This window comes from Methylophaga sp. UBA2012 (assembly GCF_002335235.1).
Taxonomy (GTDB): domain Bacteria; phylum Pseudomonadota; class Gammaproteobacteria; order Nitrosococcales; family Methylophagaceae; genus Methylophaga; species Methylophaga thalassica.
On record NZ_DDCG01000005.1, the window covers coordinates 79266 to 104012 of the forward strand.

General features: G+C 42.8%; 22 protein-coding genes. 6 read left to right on the plus strand and 16 right to left on the minus strand.

Translation table 11 applies throughout. From position 1 onward, the window contains the following. From B2248_RS14765 to msrB, 3 genes are all read right to left on the minus strand, one after another. The coding region (locus tag B2248_RS14765) for an ATP-binding cassette domain-containing protein (protein ID WP_414673466.1) at positions 1–116 on the minus strand (116 nt) is incomplete at its 3' end. Positions 117–205: 89 nt separating this feature from the next. Beyond that, positions 206–466 (minus strand): GIY-YIG nuclease family protein, encoded by a 261-nt coding sequence (locus B2248_RS05160; protein ID WP_273182647.1) that lies wholly within the window; start codon positions 464–466, stop codon positions 206–208. After that, on the minus strand, positions 450–848 hold the full coding sequence (gene msrB / locus B2248_RS05165) for a peptide-methionine (R)-S-oxide reductase MsrB (protein ID WP_007145981.1): 399 nt from the start codon (positions 846–848) through the stop codon (positions 450–452). Before msrB ends, B2248_RS05160 begins: the two co-directional genes overlap by 17 nt. 522 nt (positions 849–1370) lie before the next feature. On the opposite strand from msrB, the gene B2248_RS05170 reads away from it, so the two are divergent. Next, complete coding sequence (locus tag B2248_RS05170; RefSeq protein ID WP_273182645.1) at positions 1371–1859, plus strand: hypothetical protein; 489 nt, start codon at positions 1371–1373, stop codon at positions 1857–1859. Between the two features lie 329 nt (positions 1860–2188). Further along, a complete protein-coding gene (locus tag B2248_RS05175) occupies positions 2189–3040 on the plus strand; it encodes a hypothetical protein (protein ID WP_273182642.1) in 852 nt (283 codons plus the stop codon). 34 nt (positions 3041–3074) lie between these two features. On the opposite strand, the gene B2248_RS05180 is transcribed toward B2248_RS05175, so the two are convergent. Both B2248_RS05180 and B2248_RS05185 read right to left on the minus strand, forming a co-directional pair. Next, positions 3075–4526, minus strand: a complete 1452-nt coding sequence (locus tag B2248_RS05180) for a sensor histidine kinase (RefSeq protein WP_273182641.1) — start codon at positions 4524–4526, stop codon at positions 3075–3077. 9 nt (positions 4527–4535) lie between these two features. Beyond that, the gene (locus B2248_RS05185; protein ID WP_273182638.1) at positions 4536–5222 is read right to left on the minus strand and encodes a response regulator transcription factor; all 687 of its coding nucleotides are present in this window, start codon (positions 5220–5222) and stop codon (positions 4536–4538) included. A gap of 195 nt (positions 5223–5417) precedes the next feature. On the opposite strand from B2248_RS05185, the gene B2248_RS05190 reads away from it, so the two are divergent. Next, positions 5418–5882 carry a Spy/CpxP family protein refolding chaperone gene (locus B2248_RS05190; protein WP_273182635.1) on the plus strand — a complete coding sequence of 155 codons (465 nt, stop codon included), beginning with the start codon at positions 5418–5420 and terminating at the stop codon, positions 5880–5882. Between the two features lie 69 nt (positions 5883–5951). Here the strand turns inward: B2248_RS05190 and B2248_RS05195 are convergent, their stop codons facing one another. Beyond that, positions 5952–6446 (minus strand): hypothetical protein, encoded by a 495-nt coding sequence (locus B2248_RS05195; protein ID WP_273182633.1) that lies wholly within the window; start codon positions 6444–6446, stop codon positions 5952–5954. A gap of 182 nt (positions 6447–6628) precedes the next feature. Here B2248_RS05195 and ung point away from each other — a divergent pair, with 182 nt between their 5' ends. From ung to B2248_RS05210, 3 genes are read left to right on the plus strand one after another with little or no spacing between them, the layout of a single operon-like run. Then, a complete protein-coding gene (gene ung, locus B2248_RS05200; RefSeq protein ID WP_273182631.1) occupies positions 6629–7315 on the plus strand; it encodes a uracil-DNA glycosylase in 687 nt (228 codons plus the stop codon). A gap of 43 nt (positions 7316–7358) precedes the next feature. After that, positions 7359–9254: an ATP-binding cassette domain-containing protein gene (locus tag B2248_RS05205; RefSeq protein WP_273182628.1), complete on the plus strand. Its 1896-nt coding sequence runs from the start codon at positions 7359–7361 to the stop codon at positions 9252–9254. A gap of 2 nt (positions 9255–9256) precedes the next feature. Continuing rightward, positions 9257–11152 carry an ATP-binding cassette ATPase Uup gene (locus B2248_RS05210; protein WP_007145972.1) on the plus strand — a complete coding sequence of 632 codons (1896 nt, stop codon included), beginning with the start codon at positions 9257–9259 and terminating at the stop codon, positions 11150–11152. A gap of 7 nt (positions 11153–11159) precedes the next feature. On the opposite strand, the gene amt is transcribed toward B2248_RS05210, so the two are convergent. The 10 genes from amt to B2248_RS05260 all read right to left on the minus strand — a co-directional run bounded on the left by amt (position 11160) and on the right by B2248_RS05260 (position 24606). Continuing rightward, positions 11160–14210 carry an ammonium transporter gene (amt, locus tag B2248_RS05215; protein WP_273182624.1) on the minus strand — a complete coding sequence of 1017 codons (3051 nt, stop codon included), beginning with the start codon at positions 14208–14210 and terminating at the stop codon, positions 11160–11162. Positions 14211–14399: 189 nt separating this feature from the next. Next, entirely contained in the window at positions 14400–15164 is a 765-nt protein-coding gene (locus B2248_RS05220; RefSeq protein WP_273182621.1) for an elongation factor-1 alpha, read from the minus strand. Between the two features lie 78 nt (positions 15165–15242). Then, the gene (locus B2248_RS05225; RefSeq protein WP_273182620.1) at positions 15243–16010 is read right to left on the minus strand and encodes a DUF4197 domain-containing protein; all 768 of its coding nucleotides are present in this window, start codon (positions 16008–16010) and stop codon (positions 15243–15245) included. A gap of 140 nt (positions 16011–16150) precedes the next feature. Then, positions 16151–16360 (minus strand): cold-shock protein, encoded by a 210-nt coding sequence (locus B2248_RS05230; RefSeq protein WP_007145968.1) that lies wholly within the window; start codon positions 16358–16360, stop codon positions 16151–16153. A gap of 304 nt (positions 16361–16664) precedes the next feature. Next, entirely contained in the window at positions 16665–16934 is a 270-nt protein-coding gene (locus B2248_RS05235) for an oxidative damage protection protein (protein WP_007145967.1), read from the minus strand. Positions 16935–16942: 8 nt separating this feature from the next. Then, positions 16943–17983, minus strand: a complete 1041-nt coding sequence (gene mutY / locus B2248_RS05240) for an A/G-specific adenine glycosylase (RefSeq protein WP_273182617.1) — start codon at positions 17981–17983, stop codon at positions 16943–16945. Positions 17984–18050: 67 nt separating this feature from the next. Then, positions 18051–20516 (minus strand): AsmA family protein, encoded by a 2466-nt coding sequence (locus tag B2248_RS05245; RefSeq protein ID WP_273182614.1) that lies wholly within the window; start codon positions 20514–20516, stop codon positions 18051–18053. 65 nt (positions 20517–20581) lie between these two features. Further along, positions 20582–22519, minus strand: a complete 1938-nt coding sequence (locus B2248_RS05250; protein WP_273182612.1) for a hypothetical protein — start codon at positions 22517–22519, stop codon at positions 20582–20584. Positions 22520–22521: 2 nt separating this feature from the next. Next, positions 22522–23802 (minus strand): HlyC/CorC family transporter, encoded by a 1281-nt coding sequence (locus B2248_RS05255; RefSeq protein WP_273182609.1) that lies wholly within the window; start codon positions 23800–23802, stop codon positions 22522–22524. 6 nt (positions 23803–23808) lie between these two features. Further along, positions 23809–24606 carry a cytochrome C assembly family protein gene (locus B2248_RS05260; RefSeq protein ID WP_273182606.1) on the minus strand — a complete coding sequence of 266 codons (798 nt, stop codon included), beginning with the start codon at positions 24604–24606 and terminating at the stop codon, positions 23809–23811. Positions 24607–24747: the final 141 nt, after the last annotated feature.

Here is a 24747-nt window from a genome sequence, read left to right on the forward strand (position 1 = left end):
AGAATTTTCATAAAGGTGGATTTACCACAACCATTAGCGCCAATAAGACCATAACGGTTGCCGTCGCCAAATTTGACGGACACATTTTCAAATAGGGGTTTGGCACCAAATTGCATGGTGATATTTGCGGTACTAAGCAAGGGAATATCCTGTTATTTAAGTGCGACGAGAATGACGCTGAAAAAAAGCGCCATTATACAGATTGTTAGCGTGAAGCGATAAGGGCTAATTTCGCCTGACGACTTAGTTTTTTTATGGCGGCTTCGCGTTTGGAGGCTGTGCTCCTATCAGGGTGGGTTTCCTGAAAGACAATTTTTTTTGCCTGACTGGTATGGAAGAACCTGGCGCCGCCTTTGCCTTGCTGATGTTGCTGAAAGCGGCGGGAAATATCGGTGGTGATGCCGGTATAAAGATGACCGTTCTCCGCTTCGATAATATAAACCGTCCAGTCAGTTTTTGTCGTCAAAATCGAGAGCGACCGAATTAATACAATAACGCAGCCCTGTAGGAGCCGGTCCATCATCAAAAATATGACCTAAATGTGCGTCACAGGACTGACAGCGCACTTCTGTACGATCCATACCATGACTATGATCTGCCAGATGATTCACCACGCCATGCGATATCTGTGCAGAAAAACTTGGCCAGCCACAACCTGAATCAAATTTATTGTCGGATGAAAATAAAGGCTGCTTACAACATATACATCGGTATACACCTTCATCATCATGATCGACGTAGATGCCAGAAAATGCGGGCTCGGTTCCAGATTGACGAGTCACATAAAACTGCTCTTCACTGAGTTCTTGCCGCCACTCAGCATCGGATTTTAGAAGTTTGTTGGGCATTTTATTTTTGAAGTCGTACCTACGAAGCTGACTATTGTAGGCAAAACATGCTGAAAAATCAGCCTAACTGAATTTTTGGAGGAAGGGGGAGTGAAATCAGAGAAAAAAAGTTGCCAGCCGAAAGACTGGCAACAAACTCGGTTTTCAGATTTAAGAGAGAGGGAGCAGGTCAGTCTTTGTTAATACAAATTCCTATCAACTCCATCGGTTACAAATGATAATGATTATTATTTAAATTATCAAGTAGTTTGTTGGATTAATTTTATGCTATCAGTTTTTTATAATAAATTCATGAGGTTACTATGGATCTTGGCAGGTTTTATTTGAGTGCCGGATTAAATTATCGATCAATTTTGCGTTTTATGAATTAGTTTGCCTGGTAGCGTTATGGTCTTTACATGCTTTTACATAGGTTTACTTTTTTCTATCTATTATCAATGAGTTAAAAGAAATATAGTGTTGGCTAAATTGGTGGCATAGCTGGAAGACTATCGTCATCCTTTGATTGATAAGGGTGGAGTTATGACTATAAATGGTACATCTAACAGTCTGAAGTCTCAGTACACACGACAGTCGAATATTACTGAGAAGGCCAATGCTATTTATAAAAAGTTGAATGAAGGTGAACAAAATTTTCTCGATAAAGACACCGTAGAAAAAGCGCTCCAGGATATTTCTGTTATTGAGTTAAGAAACCAGGAACAATTTTCTTTGGATAGTTCTAATCCAGAATCTATAGATAGCCAAAAACAAACATCAACGAGTCAATACGAGCTGGCCGCTGAACTTGCTATACGATTGAAGGGAAATGAAAACCAGATCGGAAAACAGCAACGACCTCTGAATTTGAGTATGGATGACAGCGGTGTCTTAGTGCGAACGGTGATGAAAGATGACTCAGCTGATAAGGACAAAAAGACGAATTCGTCGTCAAACAATAGAACTGAAGGTTACCGGCAAGCATTTAATGCTATAGACAATAATCAGCCACACATCACGATTATTGCATAGTGACAATTTTCATCCTATTCCCCTGACAAAGATTCAATTGTGTTTGTCAGGGGTTTTTTGTTTAAAATCAGTTTATTAGATGGCGGCAATTATTGCCGTCATCTATATCTACATATCATGAAACCATGATCAAGTTTGTTTTTGATATTTAAAATGTTTTGCGATAATCATTGCCATATTCTTTTTTACAAAAATTTACACATATTTAACTTAACTTTACTGGCTAAACCCTTTAATACCAAGGCCTGTGGCCGATATATTGCTCAATAGGCCTTGTAGTTCTTTATTTATTTAGAGCTACTTTTGTTTTTAACATAAGGAAATATGTGATGAGTATTAACGGGATAAGTGCCAGTAATGGCAGTATGCTGTACTCGTATCTGAACAATCTGAAAAAGTCGGGTTCATCAGATTCGGACGAGTCTTCTCTGTTACAAACAGCATTGAGTACTGCAAGCTCAACATCATCATCTACAAGTATTGGATCAGGTTCTTACGAAAGTGGATTGGCGGCGAATGAGGCTGGGGTAAGAGCCAGAATGCCTCCACCACCTGAAGAAGATAATGGTTTCAGCCAATCTCAATTATCTGAAATGGCCTCTGATGACTCGCCTATGAGCGAATTATTCAGCGCATTGGCGGAGAATTTTGATGAAGCCGATATGGATAGTGATGGTGTTATTACTCGTGATGAAGCCATGAGTTTTGCTGAAGCCAATGATATCGATGTAGCACCGCCACCTGGTGGACAGGGACCAGCAGCAATGGCAGAACAGGGGCTGACACAAGGTCAGCTTTCCGAGATGTCATCTGAAGATTCACCAATGAGTAGCCTGTTTAGTGCATTAGCCGAAAATTTCGATGAAGCTGATGCCAATGAAGACGGTGTTGTCAGTCAGGCTGAGGCAATGGCTTACGCAAAAGATAATGACATTGCTATGCCTGCGCCGCCTCAAGGTGGTGGTGCAATGTCTGACGAAGGTCTGACACAGAAGCAGTTATCTGATATGGCATCTGAAGAGTCACCGCTGAGTGATCTATTCAGTGCTATGGCAGATAATTTTGAGGATGCAGATGCTGATGGTGATGGCGTTGTGACACAAAGTGAGGTGATGGAATATGCCAAGCTGAATGACATGAGCTATCTTGAGCGTGAACCAGCATTATCTGTTTCCGCTTAACTAACTGTAACCACTCCGATGATCATCGGAGTGGTTATTTCTTATAAGGTAAATTGACTTCGACACGAAGTCCGCCATTCTCTCTATTAGACGCTTTTATTTCACCGCCATGTGTATCAATGGCACGATAGGCAATAGCTAATCCTAACCCAATGCTATCGTTTCGCTCAGTCAGGTGACCACGGAAGAATGGTTTAAATATGGATTCTAAATCCGCTTCAGCAACGCCCGGACCATTATCTTCAATCACTATAGATAGGCGGTGTTTTTCACTATCTGTCGATACTGTCAGTTTAACTTCGGAATTTAACGGGGAGAACTTGATGGCATTTCGCAGAATATTTTCAATAGCACGATGAATTAATTCACTTCGTACTGTGATAAAGATATCTTCAATGGCTGAGTAATGAATCTTGATTTCTTTACTACTTGCTTCAAAGCGTGCATCACTGATGATTTCGTCAAGAAGATCATTCAAGCAAATTTCGGTTTGTACATTATCTGTGACACCTGTTTCTAAACGAGATAAGACGAGTAGCTCGCCGACCAGATCACTCATCCGTTGTGATTCACGTTCAATACGATTCAGTATTTCATGGGTTTTTTCTGGTTGTTGCTCGGCGATACCTATTGCCGCTTGCATGCGAGCTAATGGGGAGCGAAGTTCATGGGATACGTCATGCAGCAGGCGTTGTTGTGCTGACATCAGATGCCCAATTTTGCCGGCCATATCATCAAAATTTTTGCCCAATTCCACCAATTCATCGTGTCGCCGTCCCATTTTTTCACCAATACGAGTCTGCAATTGGCCTTCGGCAAGTTTTGCAAATGACTGGCGCAATAAACCAATGGGTTTGGTGAAGTACCAGGCCAATATTGCACTAAAAAAAATAGCTGCAATCAGACCTGATCCAATCAGCAACATGAGTGGGTAGGGAACAGCCTCAGCGGGTGGGGGAGGTAAACGTCTGGCTTCAAATGGTGGTGCTGGAAAAGGCTCATTCAGCATTGGAGCTGGTCCGAACTCTCGTCGCTCATGAGGTGGACCAATAAATAATGTTTCGGCAATGCCTCTTTTAATAGGCGAAAAAAGGAGCAATGAATGACCTTCATTATCGGTGACATAACGGATCGCTAATGGAAACTCTCCTTGCAGAAATAAGGCTCTCGCATAAGCAACAACTTTGGGATCGATTGAGCGACCAAGGATTTCATTACCATTATCATTAATGGCATACACTTTAGGAAACGGGGCCTGTTGGGCTTTTTCCAGAAACGTGATCAGCGCAGCCTCGCCGCCATAACTAAAGATATCTGCTGCAACGGACACAAAAGCGTGTGCATGGACATCAATCTCAGGATCGGTTTTATTTGCCTGTTCTTGAATAGATTTATGGTGTAACCAGACGACAGTGCCAACGCTGATACCGGCAACTAAAAGCGCTAGCCAGAATACGATAAAGAATTTCCAGAATAATTTACTCATTCTCATCAGTTAGTCTCGAATGAACTGATAACCCTTACCACGAATGGTTTGGATATACGATTGTCCATCCTGCTGATTTCCCAGTTTTTGACGAATACTACTCATATGCACATCAATACTGCGGTCAAATCTGACTAAAGGCCGACCTAAAGCGCGCTGAGAGAGTTCGTCTTTGCTGACAACATGGCCTGCTTTACGGACTAAAGTTTCGAGTAAATTAAATTCAGTACTGGTAAGGTCAAGCGGTTTATCAAACCATAAAACCTGACGTTTTTGAGCACTTAATTGCAAGGGGCCTATCTGAATATCCTGAGTCTGCATATCGACCATCAGAGCATCCATTCGACGCAGAATGGCCCGAATTCGGGCGACGAGTTCTCTTGGCGTACAGGGTTTTGGCACATAGTCATCAGCGCCGGATTCTAATCCAATAATTCGATCAATATCATCGCCCTTGGCTGTAAACATCAGTACTGGTATCAAACTTTTTTGACGAATTTGTAATAGTATTTCTGTGCCGGTAATGTCCGGTAACATCATATCCAGAATGATTAAATCGTAATCACCTGTTAATGCCATTTCTAAACCAGCTTTGCCTGTCAAGCTGGTACTGACCTGAAATTGCTCTTGTTGTAAATATTCTTGGAATAGTTCAACCAGTTCAGCATCATCATCAATGATGAGTACATTAGCCACATTAAGCTCCTTATTCTATTGATGTTGTCATGATAGTGCTTACTTGTTGTCTGCTCCAGAGTTAAACGACTATCTTTACTCGTTTTTACCTTTGGCTAACCCTCATTAACATCCATATCCCGGATACTACGTCATAAGTTTTGAGCCTAAATAGGCCTAAAGAATAAAGATCTGGTTTGTATATGGAGGTAGCTGATGAAGAAGCTAATGTTTTTGATAATGTTATTACCAATAGTGGCTATCGCCAATCCGATGATGGATAGAGATGTTTCGCCACCACATAGTGATAATAAAATGCCACCACCGGCTATGCATATGTTACCTAAACCTGACGATGTAGGTTTTTTCTTACATGACCTCAATTTAACAACGGCGCAGAATGCCAAAATACTGATCTTATTAGAAAAAGAACGTGATTTGATGGAAGAAGACCGTGATGAAGCTCGTAAAGTCAGACGCGATATACAGGAAATGACGCTCTCGGATGATTTTGATAAGGAAAAGCTGGAAAAATTAATTGATAAGTCCCTGATGCTTCATAAGCGTTATGCACTCAAAAAAGCCGAGTTTTCCCATGAGCTTTATGCGGTTCTGGATCAGCAGCAACGACAGGCTTTAAAACTTAAGATGTTGAGTTTTAATACGCCATTCCCCGGTTAATAAAGAATATGCACGGCTCTCCCCGACCAATCCTCTCTCCCATCCTAGTGATGGGGAGGGCTGCTGCATTTATTTCAGTTTGGAGAGTTGGGTCAAGGCATAGCCCTGATGATATCCCTTGGCACGGATATTAAAGTAGTACTGACAATACGCTGAGAAATTATGCGGCGTGCCTTCTGTCGGTAAATGAGTAAACATATCAATCAAACTGACAGCACTTTCTTCAATCCCAATTTCTAATAACATGTCTTCTAGCTGAACTGCTCGGTTAGCAATCATACGTGGGCTCTCACGGAAGTGATGTGAGGCATGTTGTAAAATCTCAAGCCGATGTTCACGATCGGTCACTTCACCTCTTAATGCCGCTGCACTACGAAGAATCAACCAGTCTTCAGGCGCAAGACTATCATAGGGTTCCAGCCATTGAGGAATATCGTCTTTTTCTATGGGGGATGGCACCGTGCTGTCAGATGCGGTGAGATCATATTCTTCCTCATTGTCACCACAGGCGCTTAACAGGCTAATAAAAAGAAGGTAGAGAATAAACCGGATACGTGTTTTCACTTGTGAACACCATGTATGTGACTAAATACTCGTAGGCTAGCATCAGAGTAAACATCACCCTATCGGATATTCTCCTGATTTATTTTAGGAAATTTTTCCAGCGGGTGATTTTATGCCCCGGATTTGGCTATTCAATAAACGGATTCGGTATCATAGTCCTGATTTTTTAGTAGGGAATAAACATGGTTCTGGAACACGCGCCAAGTTGGCAGGCCGTCCTGGCTGCAGAGTTTAATGCACCTTATATGCAAGACTTGAAAGCTTTTCTGCGTCAGGAGAAAGACCAGCAGAAGAAAATTTATCCTCATTCTGCGGATTGGTTTCATGCTCTGGAAACGACACCGCTTGATGAGGTTAAAGTCGTTATCCTGGGCCAGGACCCGTATCATCAGCCTGGACAAGCGCATGGTTTATGCTTTTCCGTCAAACCTGGCGTCAAAGTGCCACCATCGCTGGTCAATATTTATAAAGAGCTGGAATCCGATCTGGGGGTGACCCCTGTTAAACACGGTTATCTGGAATCATGGGCGAAGCAGGGCGTATTGTTACTCAACGCCGTATTAACTGTAGAAGATTCAAATGCTAATGCTCATCAGGGAAAAGGTTGGGAACAGTTTACGGATAAAGTGATCGAAACTATTAATGAGCGGTGTGAGCATGTCGTGTTTATGTTGTGGGGCAGTTATGCCCAGAAAAAAGGCAGCGTGATTGACCCGCAGAGACATTTGGTTCTAAAAGCTCCGCATCCTTCGCCTTTATCAGCGCATCGTGGCTTTCTCGGGTGTCGTCATTTTAGTCAGGCGAATGATTATCTTGTCCAGCATGGGAAATCACCGATTAACTGGCAATTACCAGATACGGTGTCATAAGAAATTCTGCTAGACCGGCCCCGGCCTTGATACAATTCGCGCCATGATAAAGTTCAATCAAGTCTCTCTCCGTCGTGGCACTCAATTACTTTTTGAATCGGCCAATCTTATTGTTCATCCCGGACAACGTGTTGGTTTGACCGGTGCAAACGGTACCGGTAAATCCAGTTTATTTGCGATGTTACGGCAACAACTTCATGCGGATACCGGTGAGGTATCGATTCCTGATGTCTGGACCATTGCGCATGTGGCTCAGGAAACACCGGCTGTAAACACGTCTGCATTGGACTATGTGCTGGAAGGCGATGCCGAATTAACTGAGTTGAACCAACAGCTGGCTGACGCAGAAGCGAATCATGATGGTCACTTAGTGGGTGTATTACATGATAAGTTGGCGGCAATTGATGCCTACACGGCCAATAGTCGGGCAGGAAAGTTGTTGCATGGTCTGGGTTTTACCGCTGAGCAGGAAAGCTGGCCAGTGAATGCGTTCTCCGGTGGCTGGCGGATGCGACTCAATCTGGCGCAGGCATTAATGTGCCGCTCTGATCTCTTATTATTGGATGAGCCCACCAATCACCTTGATTTGGAAGCGGTATATTGGCTGGAAGAATGGTTACGTGCTTATCCCGGCACATTAATTGTGATTTCGCATGATCGCGATTTTCTCGATCGCGTGGTCACCCACATCGCACATATCGAACAACAGCGAGTGAAACTTTATACGGGTAGCTATTCTGATTTCGAGCTGGCTCGTGCCGAGCATCTGGCCAATCAACAAGCGGCTCACCAAAAGCAACAACGCGAAATTGCCCATATGCGCAGTTTTGTGACACGTTTTAAAGCAAAGGCAACCAAAGCCCGACAAGCTCAAAGTCGTATTAAAGCCCTGGAACGTATGGAGTTAATCGCCCCAGCTCATGTGGATTCACCGTTTCATTTTGAATTTTTTCCACCAAGTCGCCTCGCTACGCCTTTATTAGATTTAGATAAAGCCTCAGTAGGTTATGATGAAAACAAGCCACTGATCAGTAATATTAAAATGCGTCTGGCACCTGGAGACCGAATCGGTCTGTTGGGGCCGAATGGGGCGGGTAAGTCGACACTGATTAAACTGATTGCCGGTGTATTGGAGCCCCTGAGTGGTAAACGTAAAGAAGGCAAAGATATTTGCATTGGCTATTTTGCCCAGCATCAACTGGAACAACTTCGACCAGATGACAGTCCGTTAAAACATATTCAACGATTGAATAAGCTGGCTTCAGAACAGGAATGCCGAAACTTTCTCGGTGGTTTTGGTTTTCATGGTGACAAAGCATTAGAACCTGTAGCCCCTTTTTCGGGTGGTGAAAAAGCCAGGTTGGTACTCGCTATTCTGGTCTATCAGAAACCTGCTGTGTTGTTACTGGATGAACCGACCAATCACCTTGATCTGGAAATGCGTTTAGCCTTAACGGTCGCTTTGCAGGATTTTGAAGGTGCGCTGGTTGTTGTCTCGCATGACAGACATTTGCTACGTACGGTGACTGATGATTTATGGCTGGTGTCTAATGGACAAGCGACAGTGTTTGATGGTGATTTGGATGATTATCGTCAGTGGTTGTTGAATAAAGATAAACCTGAAAAAACCACAGAATCATCGTCTGCTGTGAACAATAAAAAGCAGGACAGACAAAATGCCGCCCAACAGCGGCAAAAGCTACAGCCATTACGAAATAGCGTGAAAAAAGCGGAACAGCAGATGGATAAGCTTAATGAAGCTCTGTCCTCATTGGAAATGCAGCTTGCCGATACAGCACTTTATACCGATGCCAATAAAGATAAGTTAAAACACTTATTACAACAGCAGGCGGATCTTAAAACACAGCTGGAACAGACCGAAATGCAGTGGTTTGATGCCAGCGAACAATTAGAAGCAGCTCAAGCTGCTGAGGAATAACCGTGGCATTACTGTCATTAAAACAAATTACCGTCAGTTTCGGCGGCCCGAATTTATTAAATAAAGTCGATTTTCAATTAGATCGTGGTGAACGTGTCTGTTTAGTCGGACGCAATGGTGCTGGCAAATCGACACTGATGAAATTAATTGCCGGCGAAGTCACTGCTGACTCTGGTGAAATGGTCGGTATTCAGGATTTGGTCATTTCACGACTGGAGCAGGAAGTCCCGAGTGGTACGCATGGCAAAGTATTTGATGTGGTGGCAGCGGGTTTAGGTCAGTTAGCGCCTCTGCTGGTGGAATATCACGATATTATTCATCAACTACAAACAGACAGCTCACAGGCTCTGTTAGATAAACTGGAAAAAGCGCAGCATAAAATTGAAGCGGCTGATGGCTGGTCTTTAGAGCAGCGTGTCGAAACTGTCATTTCCAAATTATCGCTGGATGCAGATACCGAGTTTGATAGCTTATCCGGCGGGAAGAAACGTCGTGTTTTACTGGCACAGGCATTGGTCAAACAGCCAGACATTCTCTTACTTGATGAGCCGACTAACCATCTGGATATTGAATCGATCACCTGGCTTGAGGGCTTTTTGAAAAGCTATGGCGGCACCGTGCTGTTTATCACCCATGATCGAACATTTTTACAGGCTCTGGCTACACGCATTGTGCAATTGGATCGTGGCAATCTGGTCAGCTTCCCCGGTGATTATGAAAACTACCTGAAAAAACGCGAAGAATTGCTGGCGGCTGAGGCGGAGCAAAATGCCCAATTTGATAAAAAACTGGCTCAGGAAGAAGTGTGGATACGTCAGGGTATCAAAGCGCGTCGTACACGTAATGAGGGTCGTGTCAGAGCATTGGAAGCCTTACGTAAAGAGCGTAGTCAACGACGTGAACGTCAGGGAACAGCCAACATTCAGTTACAAGAATCTGACAGAAGCGGCAAGCTGGTATTAGAAGCCGAGCATATTAGCCAGAGTTACGACGGTAAAATGCTGTTTGAAGATTTTTCTATTGTTATTCAGCGTGGTGATCGTATTGGCATTATCGGTCCGAATGGCTGCGGTAAAAGTACACTGTTATCCATTTTATTGAAACGGATCGAACCTGAGCATGGCTCAGTGAAATTAGGTACTAATCTGGACATTGCCTTTTTTGATCAATTACGCAGCCAGCTGAATGAAGAAGAATCGGTGGTTGAGAATGTCGGGCAGGGCAGTGATCACGTCGAAATTAATGGTAGTCGTAAACATATCATTGGTTATCTGCAGGATTTTCTGTTTACGCCTGACAGAGCTCGCACACCGGTGAAAGCATTATCCGGTGGTGAAAGAAACCGGCTCTTGTTGGCGAAACTGTTTACACAACCAGCTAACTTATTGGTGATGGACGAACCGACCAATGACCTTGATGCTGAAACATTGGAGCTACTGGAAGATTTATTACTGAATTACTCTGGTACCTTACTGTTAGTGAGCCATGATCGTTCATTTATCAATAATGTCGTGACCAGCAGTATTGTGTTTGACACGGATGGTCAGCTCCGTGAGTATGTCGGTGGTTATGATGACTGGTTAAGGCAACGTGCGGATACTCAAAAGAGCAATCCCAAGCCGGCAGCTAAAACAACTGCAGAAAAGCCGGCTAATAAGCCTGCAAAAAAATCCACGTTGACCTATCAGGAGAAGTTAGACCTGGAAGCCTTGCCAGCCATTATTGAAAAGCTGGAAATGGAACAGGAAACCTTAACCGCAAAGATGTCTGAACCGGATTTTTATCAGCAGGACCCCAAAAAAGTCAGTCAGGTACAGCAAGCGCTGTCTGAATTAGAAGCCAAAATGGCAGAAGCCTTTGAGCGTTGGGAGCTGTTGGAAGAAAAGGCCAACAGCTAGTCCCGAATCAGCTGACAGACAGATTTTGTTCTAATAAAGTCATAGCATGTTTAGCTGCTATCGGTCGGCTGAAATAATACCCCTGATACACATCGCAGTGGTGTTGTTTAAGGAACTGTAGTTGTTCCTGATTTTCAACACCTTCTGCGATGACTTCCAGGCCAAGACTTTTGGCTAATGTAATAATTGCTTTACAAATAGCGGCATCTTCAATATTAACACTGCACTCTCTGATAAAGGCCTGATCGATTTTCAGCACATCCACTGGGAATTTCTTCAAGTAGCTTAATGATGAATAGCCGGTACCAAAGTCATCTATGGATAAGCGGATACGGGTTTTTTTCAAGGCTGTTAATGCAGCGATGCTCTCTTCTGTATTGCCAGTTAGCACACCTTCAGTAATTTCAAACTCCAGCAATTCGCCACTGATGCCATACTGCGTCATCAATTTTTCAACATAGGCCGTTAATGTGTTGGAGTGCAGATGATGACCAGAAATATTAATGGCGATGGGTAATAATGTTGCACCGGCATCACGCCAGGCTGATAACTGTTTGATGACATTTTCAATCACCCATTCACCGACGTCGATGATCATATTGGATTCATCGATAACGGGAATAAAGTCGCCAGGCATGATTAAGCCGTGCTCTGGATGCTGCCAGCGCAATAATGCTTCAAAACCAACGACTTCACTGGTTTCACAGGAGACCTTAGGCTGATATTCAAGAAATAATTGATCACCTTTGATGGCATCAGGCAGTGCGTGTTCCAGTTGAAAATGTTGTAAGGATTTCTCACTCATTTCTTCAAGGAAAACACGATAGGTGTTTCGACCTGCCTGTTTTGCTTTATACATTGCAATATCTGCGTGTTGTAACAACTGCTCAGCTTGTATCTGTCCATTTTCTGATATAGCAATGCCGATACTGGTCGGCACAACCAGGTTTTGTTGAGCAAGCGTCACCGGCGCACGCATCACGCCGAGGATATCCATTGCCTTGCTTTCAGCGTTCTCGAGGGTGATATCGCCAGATAATACGATGACAAACTCATCACCACCCCAGCGTCCGACCAGATCCAGTTCACGCGTGACTTTGCCAAGACGATTAGCGACCTCACATAGCAGTTCATCACCAGCCTTATGTCCCAGATTGTCATTGATCTTTTTAAATTGGTCTAAATCCAAGAACATTAAAACGACGGAACCAGGCGTTTGCTGATGATATTGAATGAGCTGTTTTAAATGACTCATGAAATAGGTACGGTTGTAGAGGCCGGTGAGAGGATCGTTATACGCCAGTTGTTTTAGACGATTTTGCAGTTTTATTTGCTGAGTAATATCACGAATATGTAAGGTATATTCGACACGAGGCTGTGTTGTATCAGTGGTTTGAGTGATCACCACTTCAGCAGGGAATTCCTCACCATCACTGCGCGTAAGTTCAGCAATATTATGGCGTTTGAGTACCAGACCATCACCACTGACAAAACCATGTGACAGGTTACTCATTGCTGCTGAACGCGATTGTTCGGTGATAAATAAAACAAAAAAGTTTTGTCCAAGTACGGAGCGTTTTGACATACCAAAACACTGTTCGGCAGCAGGATTAAATTCGATAATTTCGCCGCGTTCATTGATGGTGACGATACAATCCATTGCCGCTTGTAAAATAGCGCCTTTGCGGAACTCACTCTCCTTATAAGCAGAGAAAGCCTGATCGCGTTGTTTTATTTCCTGATTAACCTTATCAATAACGCGATTGTACTGTTGGGCAATTTGACCCACTTCTGTGAACGGTTCAACGGGAACAGTAGATGAAAAATCAGACTTTTGTTGCTGATGATGCATGGCAGCCAGCAAATCAAAGACCTCGGTACTGACACGGTGTTCAGCCACGTTAAGGCCGATTAGTTCGGCATTGGCATCAACACGAAGTGGATAAAACCGGTTAATAAGTTTGAATACCACATAGGCAATGACAAAACTGTAAATACCGATAGTCGCAATCCCTAATAATTGAACTTCTAATTGATCCAGTCGGCTAAGCCCCGTCCCAATTTTTGTTGGATCACCTAATAACGCCAGAGCGATGGTGCCCCATATGCCAGCGAACAGGTGAACCGGAATAACACTGATCGCATCATCAATCTTTTTCCATTCAAGCAGTTTGTCACCGTAGAAAACAATAACCCCACCGATAATGCCGATTAAAAAGGCCTGGTCACTGCTCACCGCATGGCAGTTTGCTGTAATAGACACTAAGCCGCCTAATACGCCATTGATGATCATTAATACATCAACATAACCATCAGAGAAGTATTTCAAAAGCGTTGTTGAAATGCCGCCCCAGACTGCTGCAACAAGGGTGTTAAGCAAGATACTGGGCACATTATCAGACCAGGCAAGCGTACTGCCGCCATTGAATCCAAACCAGCCAAACCAGATAAGCATTGCACCTAAAACGGCCATGGGCAGGTTACTGCCAGGAATACGACGATCATCTACATCATAACGGCCGATACGTGGCCCAATAATCAAAATGGCAGCAAAGGCAACCCAACCACCTACCGAGTGGACAACCGTGGAGCCAGCAAAGTCAACAAAACCTAACTGTTCCAGCCAGCCGGTTGGTGTACCATTATGAATGCCTGCCCATGCCCAATGACCAATAACAGGGTAGATAAGCAGTGTAATGGTGATGGTAATAATGACATAACCGATATAGCTGGTGCGTTCAGCAACCGCACCTGATACAAGCGTGGCTGCAGTGCCACAGAACATCATTTGGAAAATAAAAAAAGTGGTTACGCTGGCTGTTGGCTTCTCGCCAAACATAAAATGACTAATACCGAAAAAACCGGAAACACTGTCACCAAACATAATGCCAAAACCAATTAGCCAGAAAATAGCGCTGGAAATCGTAAAGTCAGTGATGTTTTTTGCTGCAACGTTAATGCTATTTTTACTGCGGACAAGGCCACTTTCTAAACAAAGAAAACCTGCTTGCATGGTAAATACGAGGCAAGCAGAACAAAGTAACCATAAAGTATCCACAATCAGTGTCGCCTATATAAAGTGAGATTTATGTATTTTTTTACGATATTTCAGAAAATAAATCCATACGTTATATGACGAAATGGAAGAGTTTCCCGATTGACGAGAGTTTATTGTGATAGGGCTAAAACAAAAAAGCCATTTCCCTAAGTGGGTAAATGGCTTTTTTATTCGAGATAGATGGTTTAATTATTCATCTAACAAAGCATCACGATCATCACTGTGACGGCGTGGCATAATCCACATTTCATACATCGATACACACCACATAAAGGCAAATGACATAGCCATGGCACCACCAGCTATGATGACCATCCAAGCAAAGTTGGGGTTAAGTTTTGTCAGCCACCATGAGCTAATATCGACGATGAGGAAAACATAAGGCGTAACAATGGCCGTGACTTTTAATGGTTTTGGCACACCTGAAGCCAAACTGAATATCAAACCGACAAACATAAAGATAAAAGCGATACCAAATAAGTGGATATGTGAAACGCGGGCTAGAGACTGAAATGAAGCCCCGGTGTCTACAACAGCACGCTCTTTAATGTTTTTGAAGTCAGTGTAATCAGGGATTGGCATACCTGAATCGGCGTTATGGCAAGGAATACAGTTTGCTTCAAAGATTTGTTTAATACCTGTACCTTCATAGGCAGCTTCAGTTGCTCCCTGATGGACCCAGGTAACAATGGCAGCACGATCTTCATCACTTGCCATTGGCTTCATTGAGCCACTTAATTTATTTTCTAATAAAGAATTATTTCTGTTGCCGTAGTAACTGTAGACAATATCATCAACAGAAAGACCATATTTACCATCAGCCAAGCCATGTGTGAGCTGAATCTGAACCAGCGCCATCAGATAGCCAACAGCGACCACCATCAGGTATCCACTAAACAAAGCTTTTAATGAAGTGCCTTGACTGGCGAGGTTCAGCTTGTGCGATTGAGCCATGAATTTTTCCTTTATTTTCTATGTAAGCGTTATGTTATTACATTCAATCGTTCAATAGTAGCTATTGAGAAAGATTCATTATTGAAATACTGTTTTGAGCAACTCTGTTGTACGAGCAGCTGGGTTTTCCCGAATCTTTTTCTCTTCTGAGGCTAACATGGTGAATAGCCCATCAAGCGCCTGCTCTGTTACATAATCGGGTAGATTGATGTTGATATTTTTTCCCACCACAGGGATATCAGCGATTTTGTCTGTTAGTTGATTGTAATACTGGGTAGATCCTACTTTATCCAGACTTTCATCAATGGTCGGTTTAAATAAGGTTCTTAGTTGATCGCTGGTGTGTTTCCTGAAGTATTCTGTTGCGGCATTATCAGCCCCATTCAATATGTTTTTCGCATCATCAATACTCATGGTTTTGATGGCATTGACGAGAATATCTGTTGCTTGTGGTGCTGCTTTCTCAGCGGCTCTGTTAATACTTGTTTCAAATTCATCCGCCAGACTGCCCATTCCATACTGGCGCATTAATGAGCCAGCTTTCTCTATTTGAGGCGGGAGGGGGATATGAATGGCGGCATTTTTTAAATATCCGTCCGTTTGACTAACACTGGAAACAGCCCGCTGGCTACCAACGACCAACGCTTCTTTTAAGCCGGAAACGATGGTGGCAATATCCAGGTTTGTTGAGGTTTTGTCAGAAGTGGCTTCGGAAAGCGATGAGTTTAATAAGGTTTTACTATTTTCTTGAATGTCTTTCAGTAAACCGCCCCAATCTGCCATGACATTTGCAGTGCCAAGAGTTAACGCTATACCAAGGGTAATGGCAGTTGCTTTTATCTTCATAAAAATATCCTCTGGGAAGTGAGATGTATGCTGCTATCAGTTTATTCGTCTTTTTTTAACGCATAGATAGTAGTACAGAAAAGAAAAAGGCCGAACAGTTATATCTGAACGGCCTCTGATGTTGCGTAGTATGGTTAAAATTAACCAGGAATCACATTTTCTGCTTGTGGACCTTTTTGACCCTGAGTTACCTCCATGGTAACTGATTGACCTTCTTTCAATGTTCTAAAGCCTTCTGACTTAATCGCCGAATGATGGACAAATACATCTGGACCATCAACCTGCTCAATAAAACCGAATCCTTTTGCATCATTGAACCATTTAACTTTACCTGTAACTTGCTCTGCCATATCAACCTCAATTTAATAACTACATCGGCACAACTCCTTGTTGCCCGATCTACACTTCTGAGAAGCTTATCCGCATTGTAACCACATAAAATGGAAAAAGGACACTCTCTTTAGAATAAAAAGCAATATTTTTTTTGTTATACATCCCATTTTAATTTAACGCTGATGAGTGTTTCCTCTTTTATTATTTTGTTTTTTATATATTTATCGTAAAAATTAAACATTTCCATATTACATAAAAAAAGGATAGTTAAATTTAACTATCCCTTATTTTTTGATGAAACTGCGCTATTTTATCTGGGTTTTAACCTTTTGGAACAAAATCCGCTGGAGGAGCAGAGCCTTCGCCAAAGAAGAATTTTTCCATTTCAGTTTTCAGAAATGCCTGTGACTTGGGATCGGCAAGTGACAGTCTATATTCGTTAATCAGCATGGTTTGCTGACTTAACCACATTTGCCATGCTTCTTTTGAAACAGATTCATAAAGGGTTTTTCCCATATCACCTGGGTAAGGCGGGAAGTCTAAACCTTCGGCTTCTTTGTTGAGTTTTACACAGTGTATTGTGCGTGCCATATTTGCCTCTATTGTAAAGTGTGTAAAAAAGAACGCACTGGTGCCGGAAGACCCAGTTGCATAATGTCGTCTATTTTATACCAGTTGCCGACACTCTTGTCGGTCACACCCTTTGGTCGTGACGTTATCAATAACGGTCGGATCGTTAATTTGAAGTGACTGAAAACGTGAGTCAGCTCGGATAACTGTTCGATATTATCGACAGAAAAATGGAAAGTCCGTTCACAATAAGCAATCAGATCCTCTTTTTCCTGTCTTTCTGGAAAGCTCCACAAGCCCCCCCAGATACCCGCTGAGGGTCTTTGTTCCAGAAATAGCTCATCACCATTCTGACAGACAAGCCAGTAACATGTTCTGGTCGGAATAGTTTTTTTGGGTTTTTTCTCAGGATAATCGGTTGGGCTAGTCGTGTTATAGGCTAAACAATGGCTCTGCAGCGGGCAATGTGGGCAGTCTGGTTTACTGCGAGTGCAAAGGGTCGCCCCTAAATCCATTTGTGCCTGAATATAATTAGCAATACGTTTGTCGGGGAGTAACGACTCTGCTTTTTGCCATAAATTATCTTCGACTTTTTTATTTCCAGGCCAGCCACTGATAGCAAAAAAACGTGTCAGTACGCGTTTCACATTACCGTCTAAGATGGGATATTTCTGATGATAGCCCAGTGTCAGTATAGCGCCGGCTGTAGAACGTCCAATACCGGGTAAATTGATGAGCTCATCTAATGTTTTTGGGAAACGTCCAGTATATTCTTCGCTGACTATTTGTGCGGTTTTGTGCAAATTGCGAGCACGGGCGTAATAACCTAAACCAGACCAATACGCTAACACATCATCTTGTTTTGCTTTTGCTAATGATTGAACGTCAGGAAACCGATGAATAAACCGATTGTAGTAATCGATGACAGTAGCAACCTGCGTTTGTTGCAGCATGATCTCCGATAGCCAGACATGATAGGGCGTTGGATTTTGTTGCCACGGCAGATTTTTACGACCGTGATGATCAAACCAGTCGAGTAATGCGTCAGCGAAGTTGAACGATGTTGTCATGTTTTTCAACGTAAAAGCCCGCCTGACATGTTATCGAGGCGGGCATGTAAAAAATAATGCTTATTGCTTAGAAGAAATTCTTTAATTTATCTTTGACGGCATCTTCTAATTTTTTATCAGGGGATTTTTCTTCTTGCGACTCAGCGTCAGTCGCTTTCTCAGCATCTGTTGAGTTGGCTTCAGATTTGGTTTCTGAACCACCCAACTTACCACCAAGAAGACTGCCCAAATCATCACCCAGTTTTTCTTTGAGTTTTTCTTCTGCTTTTGATTTCAGCTCTTCTTTAGCTTTATCTTTCACAAGATTAGCAAGATCAACGGTGGGTTTCGGTTCTGAAAATGTACCCGTAATTTTGATAGGGATAGTGACACCTTTCAGGTCTTCAAGCTCTTTTCCACCTTGACCTTTGCTGGTACCGACAATCCCAACTTTTAAGCCGTAATCAAGTGCCTCATTAGCTAAATTTGCCTTACCGGCACCGTCGATGCGGAGCAAGGGGGACTTAACAGCGAGATCTTGATTGTTAATTACCCCATTGTTTGCTGTAAATGTGCCTGACATGCTGGAAAAGTCAGTTTGGACTGGCGCATCTGATTCAGGCAATTTTTCGCCTTTTAAAGCCGCTTTTGCTTTACGAATGATTTCTGCGATATTGATACCTTGCAAAGCACCATCAGTAAAAGCAAAGCCACCATTGCCCGTTAACGTTTGTTTGATTTGTGAGACCGTGGCGCCGCTACCTGTCAGCTTGGCATTAGCATTAGCGGTACCAGTGATTTTGGCATCACCTGTCATGTCTTTAAGTAGGGGACCAGCCTGAACATTTTTGATCTGTTCATTCAACGATAATTTAATCGCATCTTGGCGGGCATCGAGGATGACATTACCGTTATATTGGCCTTGATATAAGTTTGCACTCATAGGGGTGAGCTTAACTAGACCATCGGCGGCATCAATGGTGATATGGATATTTTCACTGGTCAGTCCAGTGGCTTTCATTTTTCCTATATCAATGGTGCCTTTAGCGTTGATTTGACGTAAAGCTTCAACAGGTAATGCTTCCTCGGGTTTGGCTTTGTTATTTTGTTCTGCTGAAGCTGGTGGTGCTTCAGTAGTGTCTTTGTTTTCTTTAACTGGAGGCATATAGCGATCAGCATCAATCTGATCCAGTTTCAATTTGAAGTTGAATGCTGGCTTGGCAAAATTGCTGACAGCAAATTGTCCAGTCAGATTGCTTTGATCCAGTGTTAAAGCCAGTTGATTTAAATTGATTTGATTGGCCGAACCACTGAGTTCTGAACGAAGTTCGACTTTCTCCAGCGTCGATTCATCACTCATTTCTGGCAGTTCAACTTTCATATCTGATGCCAGCTTTCTTAAATTGAAAGGCTGGATATGAATGCTGCCTGCAAAGCTCGGCTTTTCTTTCAGAATATCTTTCGCCTGAATATCGCCTTCAAGCAGTAAATCCTGCAGTTTTAGCACAAGAGCGGAAACGGTGAGGGTTTGCTGTTTTAGATCGGCTTTGATGCCGCTAGTCAGGTGAAGTTCCGCTTTCTTATCAGGCAAACTGGGATCTTCGATAGTGGCAGTAAGGTCGAGGTTATCAATATTAGACTGTTGGGTGGCCAGGTTGGAGGTCAGTTGTCCTGTTAATTTGGCATCAATCGTTTGTTCATTATTTGACGCTTTGGCAGCAAGAACTAAATCACTCACTTCCAGCCATTGTTTAGCCATATCTGCTTTGATGTCTCCCTTCAACGATAAATCTGCTTGGTTGAAAGCGAGTTCTTTACCCTCAGCAATGGCTGAGAATGATAGTCCTTGAAGTGCATATTGTTGTTTTTCCATATCCACAGCTGCATTGGTTTTCAGCGTGACATGTGCTTTGGCTTCTGGTTTGGTGCTGATTAGATCAAAGTCCATATCAACCGCAGTTGGTACACCTGGCTCAAGAGGATCTGTTGTCAGGTTAAGATTACGTAACTGGTAACTTTCTCCTTTTGATGCATCGGACCAGAGAATATTGGCATTGGTCAGCTTGACACCCGCTACAGTGATGGTTTGTAAAGCAGGTTCAGATGCATCTTCAGGCTGACTTGTCGACTCTGTTGCCGGTGTTGAATCTTGTTCTTCCGTTTTGTTAATTAAATCATCCCAGTTGGTTTTGCCATTTTTATTGGTCTCTAAGTTCAGTACCAACCCATCGAGTACGATGGTGTCCATTTCTAACTGTTTTTTGAGCAGTGGAATAAGTTTAATGCGAATTTCGGCGGCTTGAACCTTAGCAAAAGAGTCGGCTTTAAAACCTTCAGCATTGCTGAGTGTTAAAGGACCGAGATCTAAGGCAATCCAGGGAAATACTGACAGGCCAATATCACCTTGCAGAGTCAGGTTACGGCCAGTGGCTTTTTCTACTTCACGGGAAATTTCATCTTTGTAGTCGTTAGGGTTGATAAAAAATGGCAGTGCGATTAAAGCGGCTACAACCAGAACGATGAGGAAAATGATAATTTTTATAACAGTACGCATATTGGTATTCCGTTTTGAACTCTTATCCTGAGAAATTGCATTCATGATATGCGATCGAGCCGCATTTATGAACCGAGATTAAGGTTGTAGTTGAAAATTTCATAGTCCAGGCTACTGTCGATAAGTCCATTAGCAAGGATTGAGTAGGGTGTAGACTGTCCGTTTATCTGAATTTTACGGTTAGGTGAAAAGATCCCTTTTTCTGTCAATATTATCTTTGTATTCGCTTGAGTCACGTTATCAGTCTGTAACAGTAAAGCAGGATGTTCTTCTTGTTCATCAGCAGGCTGACACATCACGGGCTCTGGTTTACCGATAATGCGTTCCAGCCCGATTTGCACATCATTATGGATGTCAATTTGTAACCATTTGATGACAGCAAGTGTGACCTTTTGATTGATATCAAACAAGCCAACAAAGTCACCAATATTCAGATGATAACAATCTGTATGCGCACGTTTAGCCATCATGCCGCCATTACTCAGGTTCACCAGTTGCCAGTCTAATGCGTTGACCAGATTACCTTGTAAGCTCTGGTGAACAGATTCTAAGCCTAGTGTGATTTGGATGTGTTCGTCTGTTTCTTGTTTTATGCGCTCAAACCGTCTTTCATAGCTAGTATTAAGTTGCGGAAGAATGTGTCTGACCAGCCTTAATTCGGCCGACATAACTGTATGAGTACGGTGACTTTTAGCTTCACGTAATGTGGTTTCGATAGACTTTAACACCGCTTGAGCATCAAATAAGCGGCTTGTTTCTGCTGATCTGATTTCTTTTGGTATGTTATGCATCGGTTGTGGACAGTGATCCTGCTGAGCATTGATACAAAAATGTCCGAGAAGTAAGAAGCGGCTGTTCACTTTACTTTGTTGTTCTGAGAGCCTGACAATGACGATTTTGTCAGTAAACTGCGACATCAGCCTGAATAAGCGTAATACGTCAAACCGCATTTGGCTGTAGGGATCGGTGAGTGCAGTCAAAACTATCTGCCCATAAATCTCAAAAAAACTGCGACTCTGATAATAAGGTTTAACAGTGACTTCCTGATGTAACGTTTGCGCTTTCTCCTGATACAGAAAAAGTTCATGCAGTAATTGCCAGATACCAGCGGGAGCAACCCGGTAATACTGGAAGCTGTGTAAGAGTTGTAAGCCGAGCATTTCTGCTGTTCGGTTTAGTGCCAGCAACATGAGCGGCTGTGCAAGTGGCGTTTTCCCACGCTGATAAAAGAAACGGACAATTTGCTGGTAAGCGACTGACAGTAAGCCAATAAGCTCATTGATTAAACTTATCGTACGTAAACTTTCAGTGTTCATGTACAGATCCCGTTTTACTGCGGCAATATCACGGGTGAACAACAACTCGTTTACCTGAGAGCGATACATTTCCAGTAATGGCAGTAACAGACCCGGCTTGATTTTTTGCTGAGTAAGCGCTTTAAGATTAGCGAGTAATGAGGGAACACGCTGATATGTATCGTTAGGTAGCTGGTTTAACCAAACCAGTAACAAGGCCGGATCTTTAATAGTGGAAACGGCATTTTCATCATGGGAAACCGCCTGCAGATTTAAGGCCGGCAGATTATCCGCAGGCTTTTTTGAAAAGCCGACAAGATGATGAAATGTATTTAACCAACTTGCTTTGGTTTGAGGAATTAGCTGGCTGTTTGATTTCTTAACAGACTGATGGCTTGATAATTTTTGCTCAGCCAGATTAAGCGTTTCAGCAAACTGCGTTTTATGCAGTGGCTTTTGGAAGATGATGTCGACAGGCTCATGAGAATCTGCATGATGGGTTAATAAGCCTGTCAGACTCGCCGAGCGTTTTTGCCAGGCTTTACGGCCTGCGATTGAATCAAAGCTATAAATCACTAAATCAGCTTCGTTACTATCTGTAATGCTCCACTGACTGGTGAGTAGTGGAGAAGCTATACGAAGCATGGATTTTAACGAGCGACTTTCGCTCTCGCTCAGACCTAATAGTTTTAGATATCTGAGCGACAAGATTATTCTTCCCGTTCCAACTCAGGCTGTAAATGTCTGATACGAACAGTCTTGATGGCGTTGTCTGACGTCTGAATGACTTCAATAACATAGTCACCCATACGGACACTGACTCCGGGATCCGGAATGCTTTCCAGATACTCAAGTACAAGGCCATTAATGGTCTTTGGTCCGTCAGTAGGCAAATTCCAGCTATTATTTCGGTTAATTTCACGAATATTAGCCGTACCATTAATTAAGTAACTACCATCATTTTGAGGGTGAATATCTTTATCTTCGTCGATAGTATCGGCTGTGAATTCACCTACGATTTCTCGAAAAATATCTTCCAGAGTGATCAGGCCGAGCAGATCACCATACTCATCAACGACTAAACCCGTTCGACGGCGATTTCTTTGGAAATTGATAAGTTGCGTATTTAATGGTGTGCCTTCGGGGACAAAATAAGCGCCTTTTATAATGCTGCGAAGACTTTCCAGCGTCAGATTATTCTGTGAGATAAGATGTAGGGCTTTACGCAGATGCAGTATCCCAACAATATTATCCATGCTCTCTTCATAGACTGGCAGTCTGGTATGACCACAATGGGATAATTGCTGAACAATTTCCGGAAAGGGCGCATTAATATCCAATCCTTCAATTTCATTCCTTGGCACCATGACGTCATTGACGGTCACTTTTTCTAAATCAAGGATACTCATCAACATATCCTTGTGGCGCGTTGGGATCATACTGCCAGCTTCCATCAGGGCGACTTTCAGTTCTTCAGTATTGATGGCCGATGTTGCTGCTTGCTCTGGTGATACACCAAATAACCTCACCATATTATTGGTGATGCTATTAGTAAACCATACCAGTGGGTAGAGTATGAATAACAATGGCTTAAGGATAAAACTGGCTGGAAAGGCCACTTTTTCCGGATGCAGTGCCGCCAGTGTTTTTGGGGTCACTTCGGCAAAAAGTAAAACGATTAAAGTTAAGGCGAAAGTCGCTGCAACGATACCGTTTTCACCCAGCAGTTTGATACCAATAACAGTGGCAATTGCTGAGGCCAGAATGTTGACAAAGTTATTGCCTAACAGAATCAAACCAATCAGTCGATCAGGGCGACTCAATAACTGACTGGCGATGATCGCACCGCGATGGCCTTCTTGTTCCAGGTGTCTCAGTCGGTAGCGGTTCAGTGACATCAAGGCTGTTTCAGAGCTTGAGAAAAAGGCAGACAGAAACAGTAAAAAAAACAGGATAAGAAACAGAACCAATAAAGAGGTTTCTTCTAACATAAGCGATTAGCTCATCAAATATTCAAGAACGAATTTACTGCCCATATAAGCCAGTAATAAAAAGACAGATCCTGCTAAGGTCCACTTGACAGCAGTTTGTCCACGCCAGCCATAACGTACACGCCCCCACAACAAGCTAGCGAATACACACCAGGCGATAATGGACAACACCGTCTTATGCACCAGATGCTGGGCAAATAAATCATCAACAAACATCAGACCAGTAATTAAACCTAAGGTAAGTAATATAAAACCGCTGGTCAGGAGCTGGAATAAAGCGCGTTCCATCGTCTGTAAAGGGGGGAGTTTACGTAATAAGCCATTGATATGACGCTGATGAAGCTGCTTTTCTTGTATCGCCAGAATAATCGCTTGTATTGCGGCAAGCATAAAAAAGCTATAAGCAGCCAGAGATAATAAAACATGCCATTCTAATGCGGGTTCCGCTAAGGAGGGAGGCTCGGGTGATGGAAGTTCTACTTTGAGCATCAAACTCATAGCGACCAGCGGGTAGACGATAATGCCCGGATGAGCATTAGGTAAACGCATACCAATTAATAATGCGATTAAAGCCATCAACCATGTAGTGAGCGAAAACGTGGTGAACAAACCCAGCTCCCAGCCTCCGGCATTTTTCATCGTGAAAAAGATATCTGTCGCGTGAAACAACAGTGCCATGATAATTAAAATCCCAACCGGGATGCTGGCATTTACGCTGGTTGGATCTTTTTGTACAAAACGCCGAATAAGAATAACGCTACTGCAGAGATAAAGTAGAAATGCTAAAGCATTCGCAATTGCCATAATGGTGTGTGATCCTTGAACCTGTTTTTTTTACCTTAATACATCAATAATATAACGATGTAGCAATGACCGAAACAATATATCAGTTATAATGATGAATTAATTACTAATCCTAAATTCTGAAATTAGGACATCATTAGC

What these genes read in the sequence shown, in the direction of transcription:
- B2248_RS05235 (WP_007145967.1), bottom strand. Translation starts at nt 16,934, where the DNA reads ATGGCACGCACAATACACTGTGTAAAACTCAACAAAGAAGCCGAAGGT.
- mutY (WP_273182617.1), bottom strand. Translation starts at nt 17,983, where the DNA reads ATGACAACATCGTTCAACTTCGCTGACGCATTACTCGACTGGTTTGAT.
- B2248_RS05205 (WP_273182628.1), top strand. Translation starts at nt 7,359, where the DNA reads ATGATAAAGTTCAATCAAGTCTCTCTCCGTCGTGGCACTCAATTACTT.
- B2248_RS05255 (WP_273182609.1), bottom strand. Translation starts at nt 23,802, where the DNA reads ATGTTAGAAGAAACCTCTTTATTGGTTCTGTTTCTTATCCTGTTTTTT.
- B2248_RS05225 (WP_273182620.1), bottom strand. Translation starts at nt 16,010, where the DNA reads ATGAAGATAAAAGCAACTGCCATTACCCTTGGTATAGCGTTAACTCTT.
- B2248_RS05230 (WP_007145968.1), bottom strand. Translation starts at nt 16,360, where the DNA reads ATGGCAGAGCAAGTTACAGGTAAAGTTAAATGGTTCAATGATGCAAAA.
- B2248_RS05220 (WP_273182621.1), bottom strand. Translation starts at nt 15,164, where the DNA reads ATGGCTCAATCGCACAAGCTGAACCTCGCCAGTCAAGGCACTTCATTA.
- B2248_RS05170 (WP_273182645.1), top strand. Translation starts at nt 1,371, where the DNA reads ATGACTATAAATGGTACATCTAACAGTCTGAAGTCTCAGTACACACGA.
- B2248_RS05175 (WP_273182642.1), top strand. Translation starts at nt 2,189, where the DNA reads ATGAGTATTAACGGGATAAGTGCCAGTAATGGCAGTATGCTGTACTCG.
- ung (WP_273182631.1), top strand. Translation starts at nt 6,629, where the DNA reads ATGGTTCTGGAACACGCGCCAAGTTGGCAGGCCGTCCTGGCTGCAGAG.
- B2248_RS05180 (WP_273182641.1), bottom strand. Translation starts at nt 4,526, where the DNA reads ATGAGTAAATTATTCTGGAAATTCTTTATCGTATTCTGGCTAGCGCTT.
- B2248_RS05260 (WP_273182606.1), bottom strand. Translation starts at nt 24,606, where the DNA reads ATGGCAATTGCGAATGCTTTAGCATTTCTACTTTATCTCTGCAGTAGC.
- msrB (WP_007145981.1), bottom strand. Translation starts at nt 848, where the DNA reads ATGCCCAACAAACTTCTAAAATCCGATGCTGAGTGGCGGCAAGAACTC.
- B2248_RS05245 (WP_273182614.1), bottom strand. Translation starts at nt 20,516, where the DNA reads ATGCGTACTGTTATAAAAATTATCATTTTCCTCATCGTTCTGGTTGTA.
- B2248_RS05190 (WP_273182635.1), top strand. Translation starts at nt 5,418, where the DNA reads ATGAAGAAGCTAATGTTTTTGATAATGTTATTACCAATAGTGGCTATC.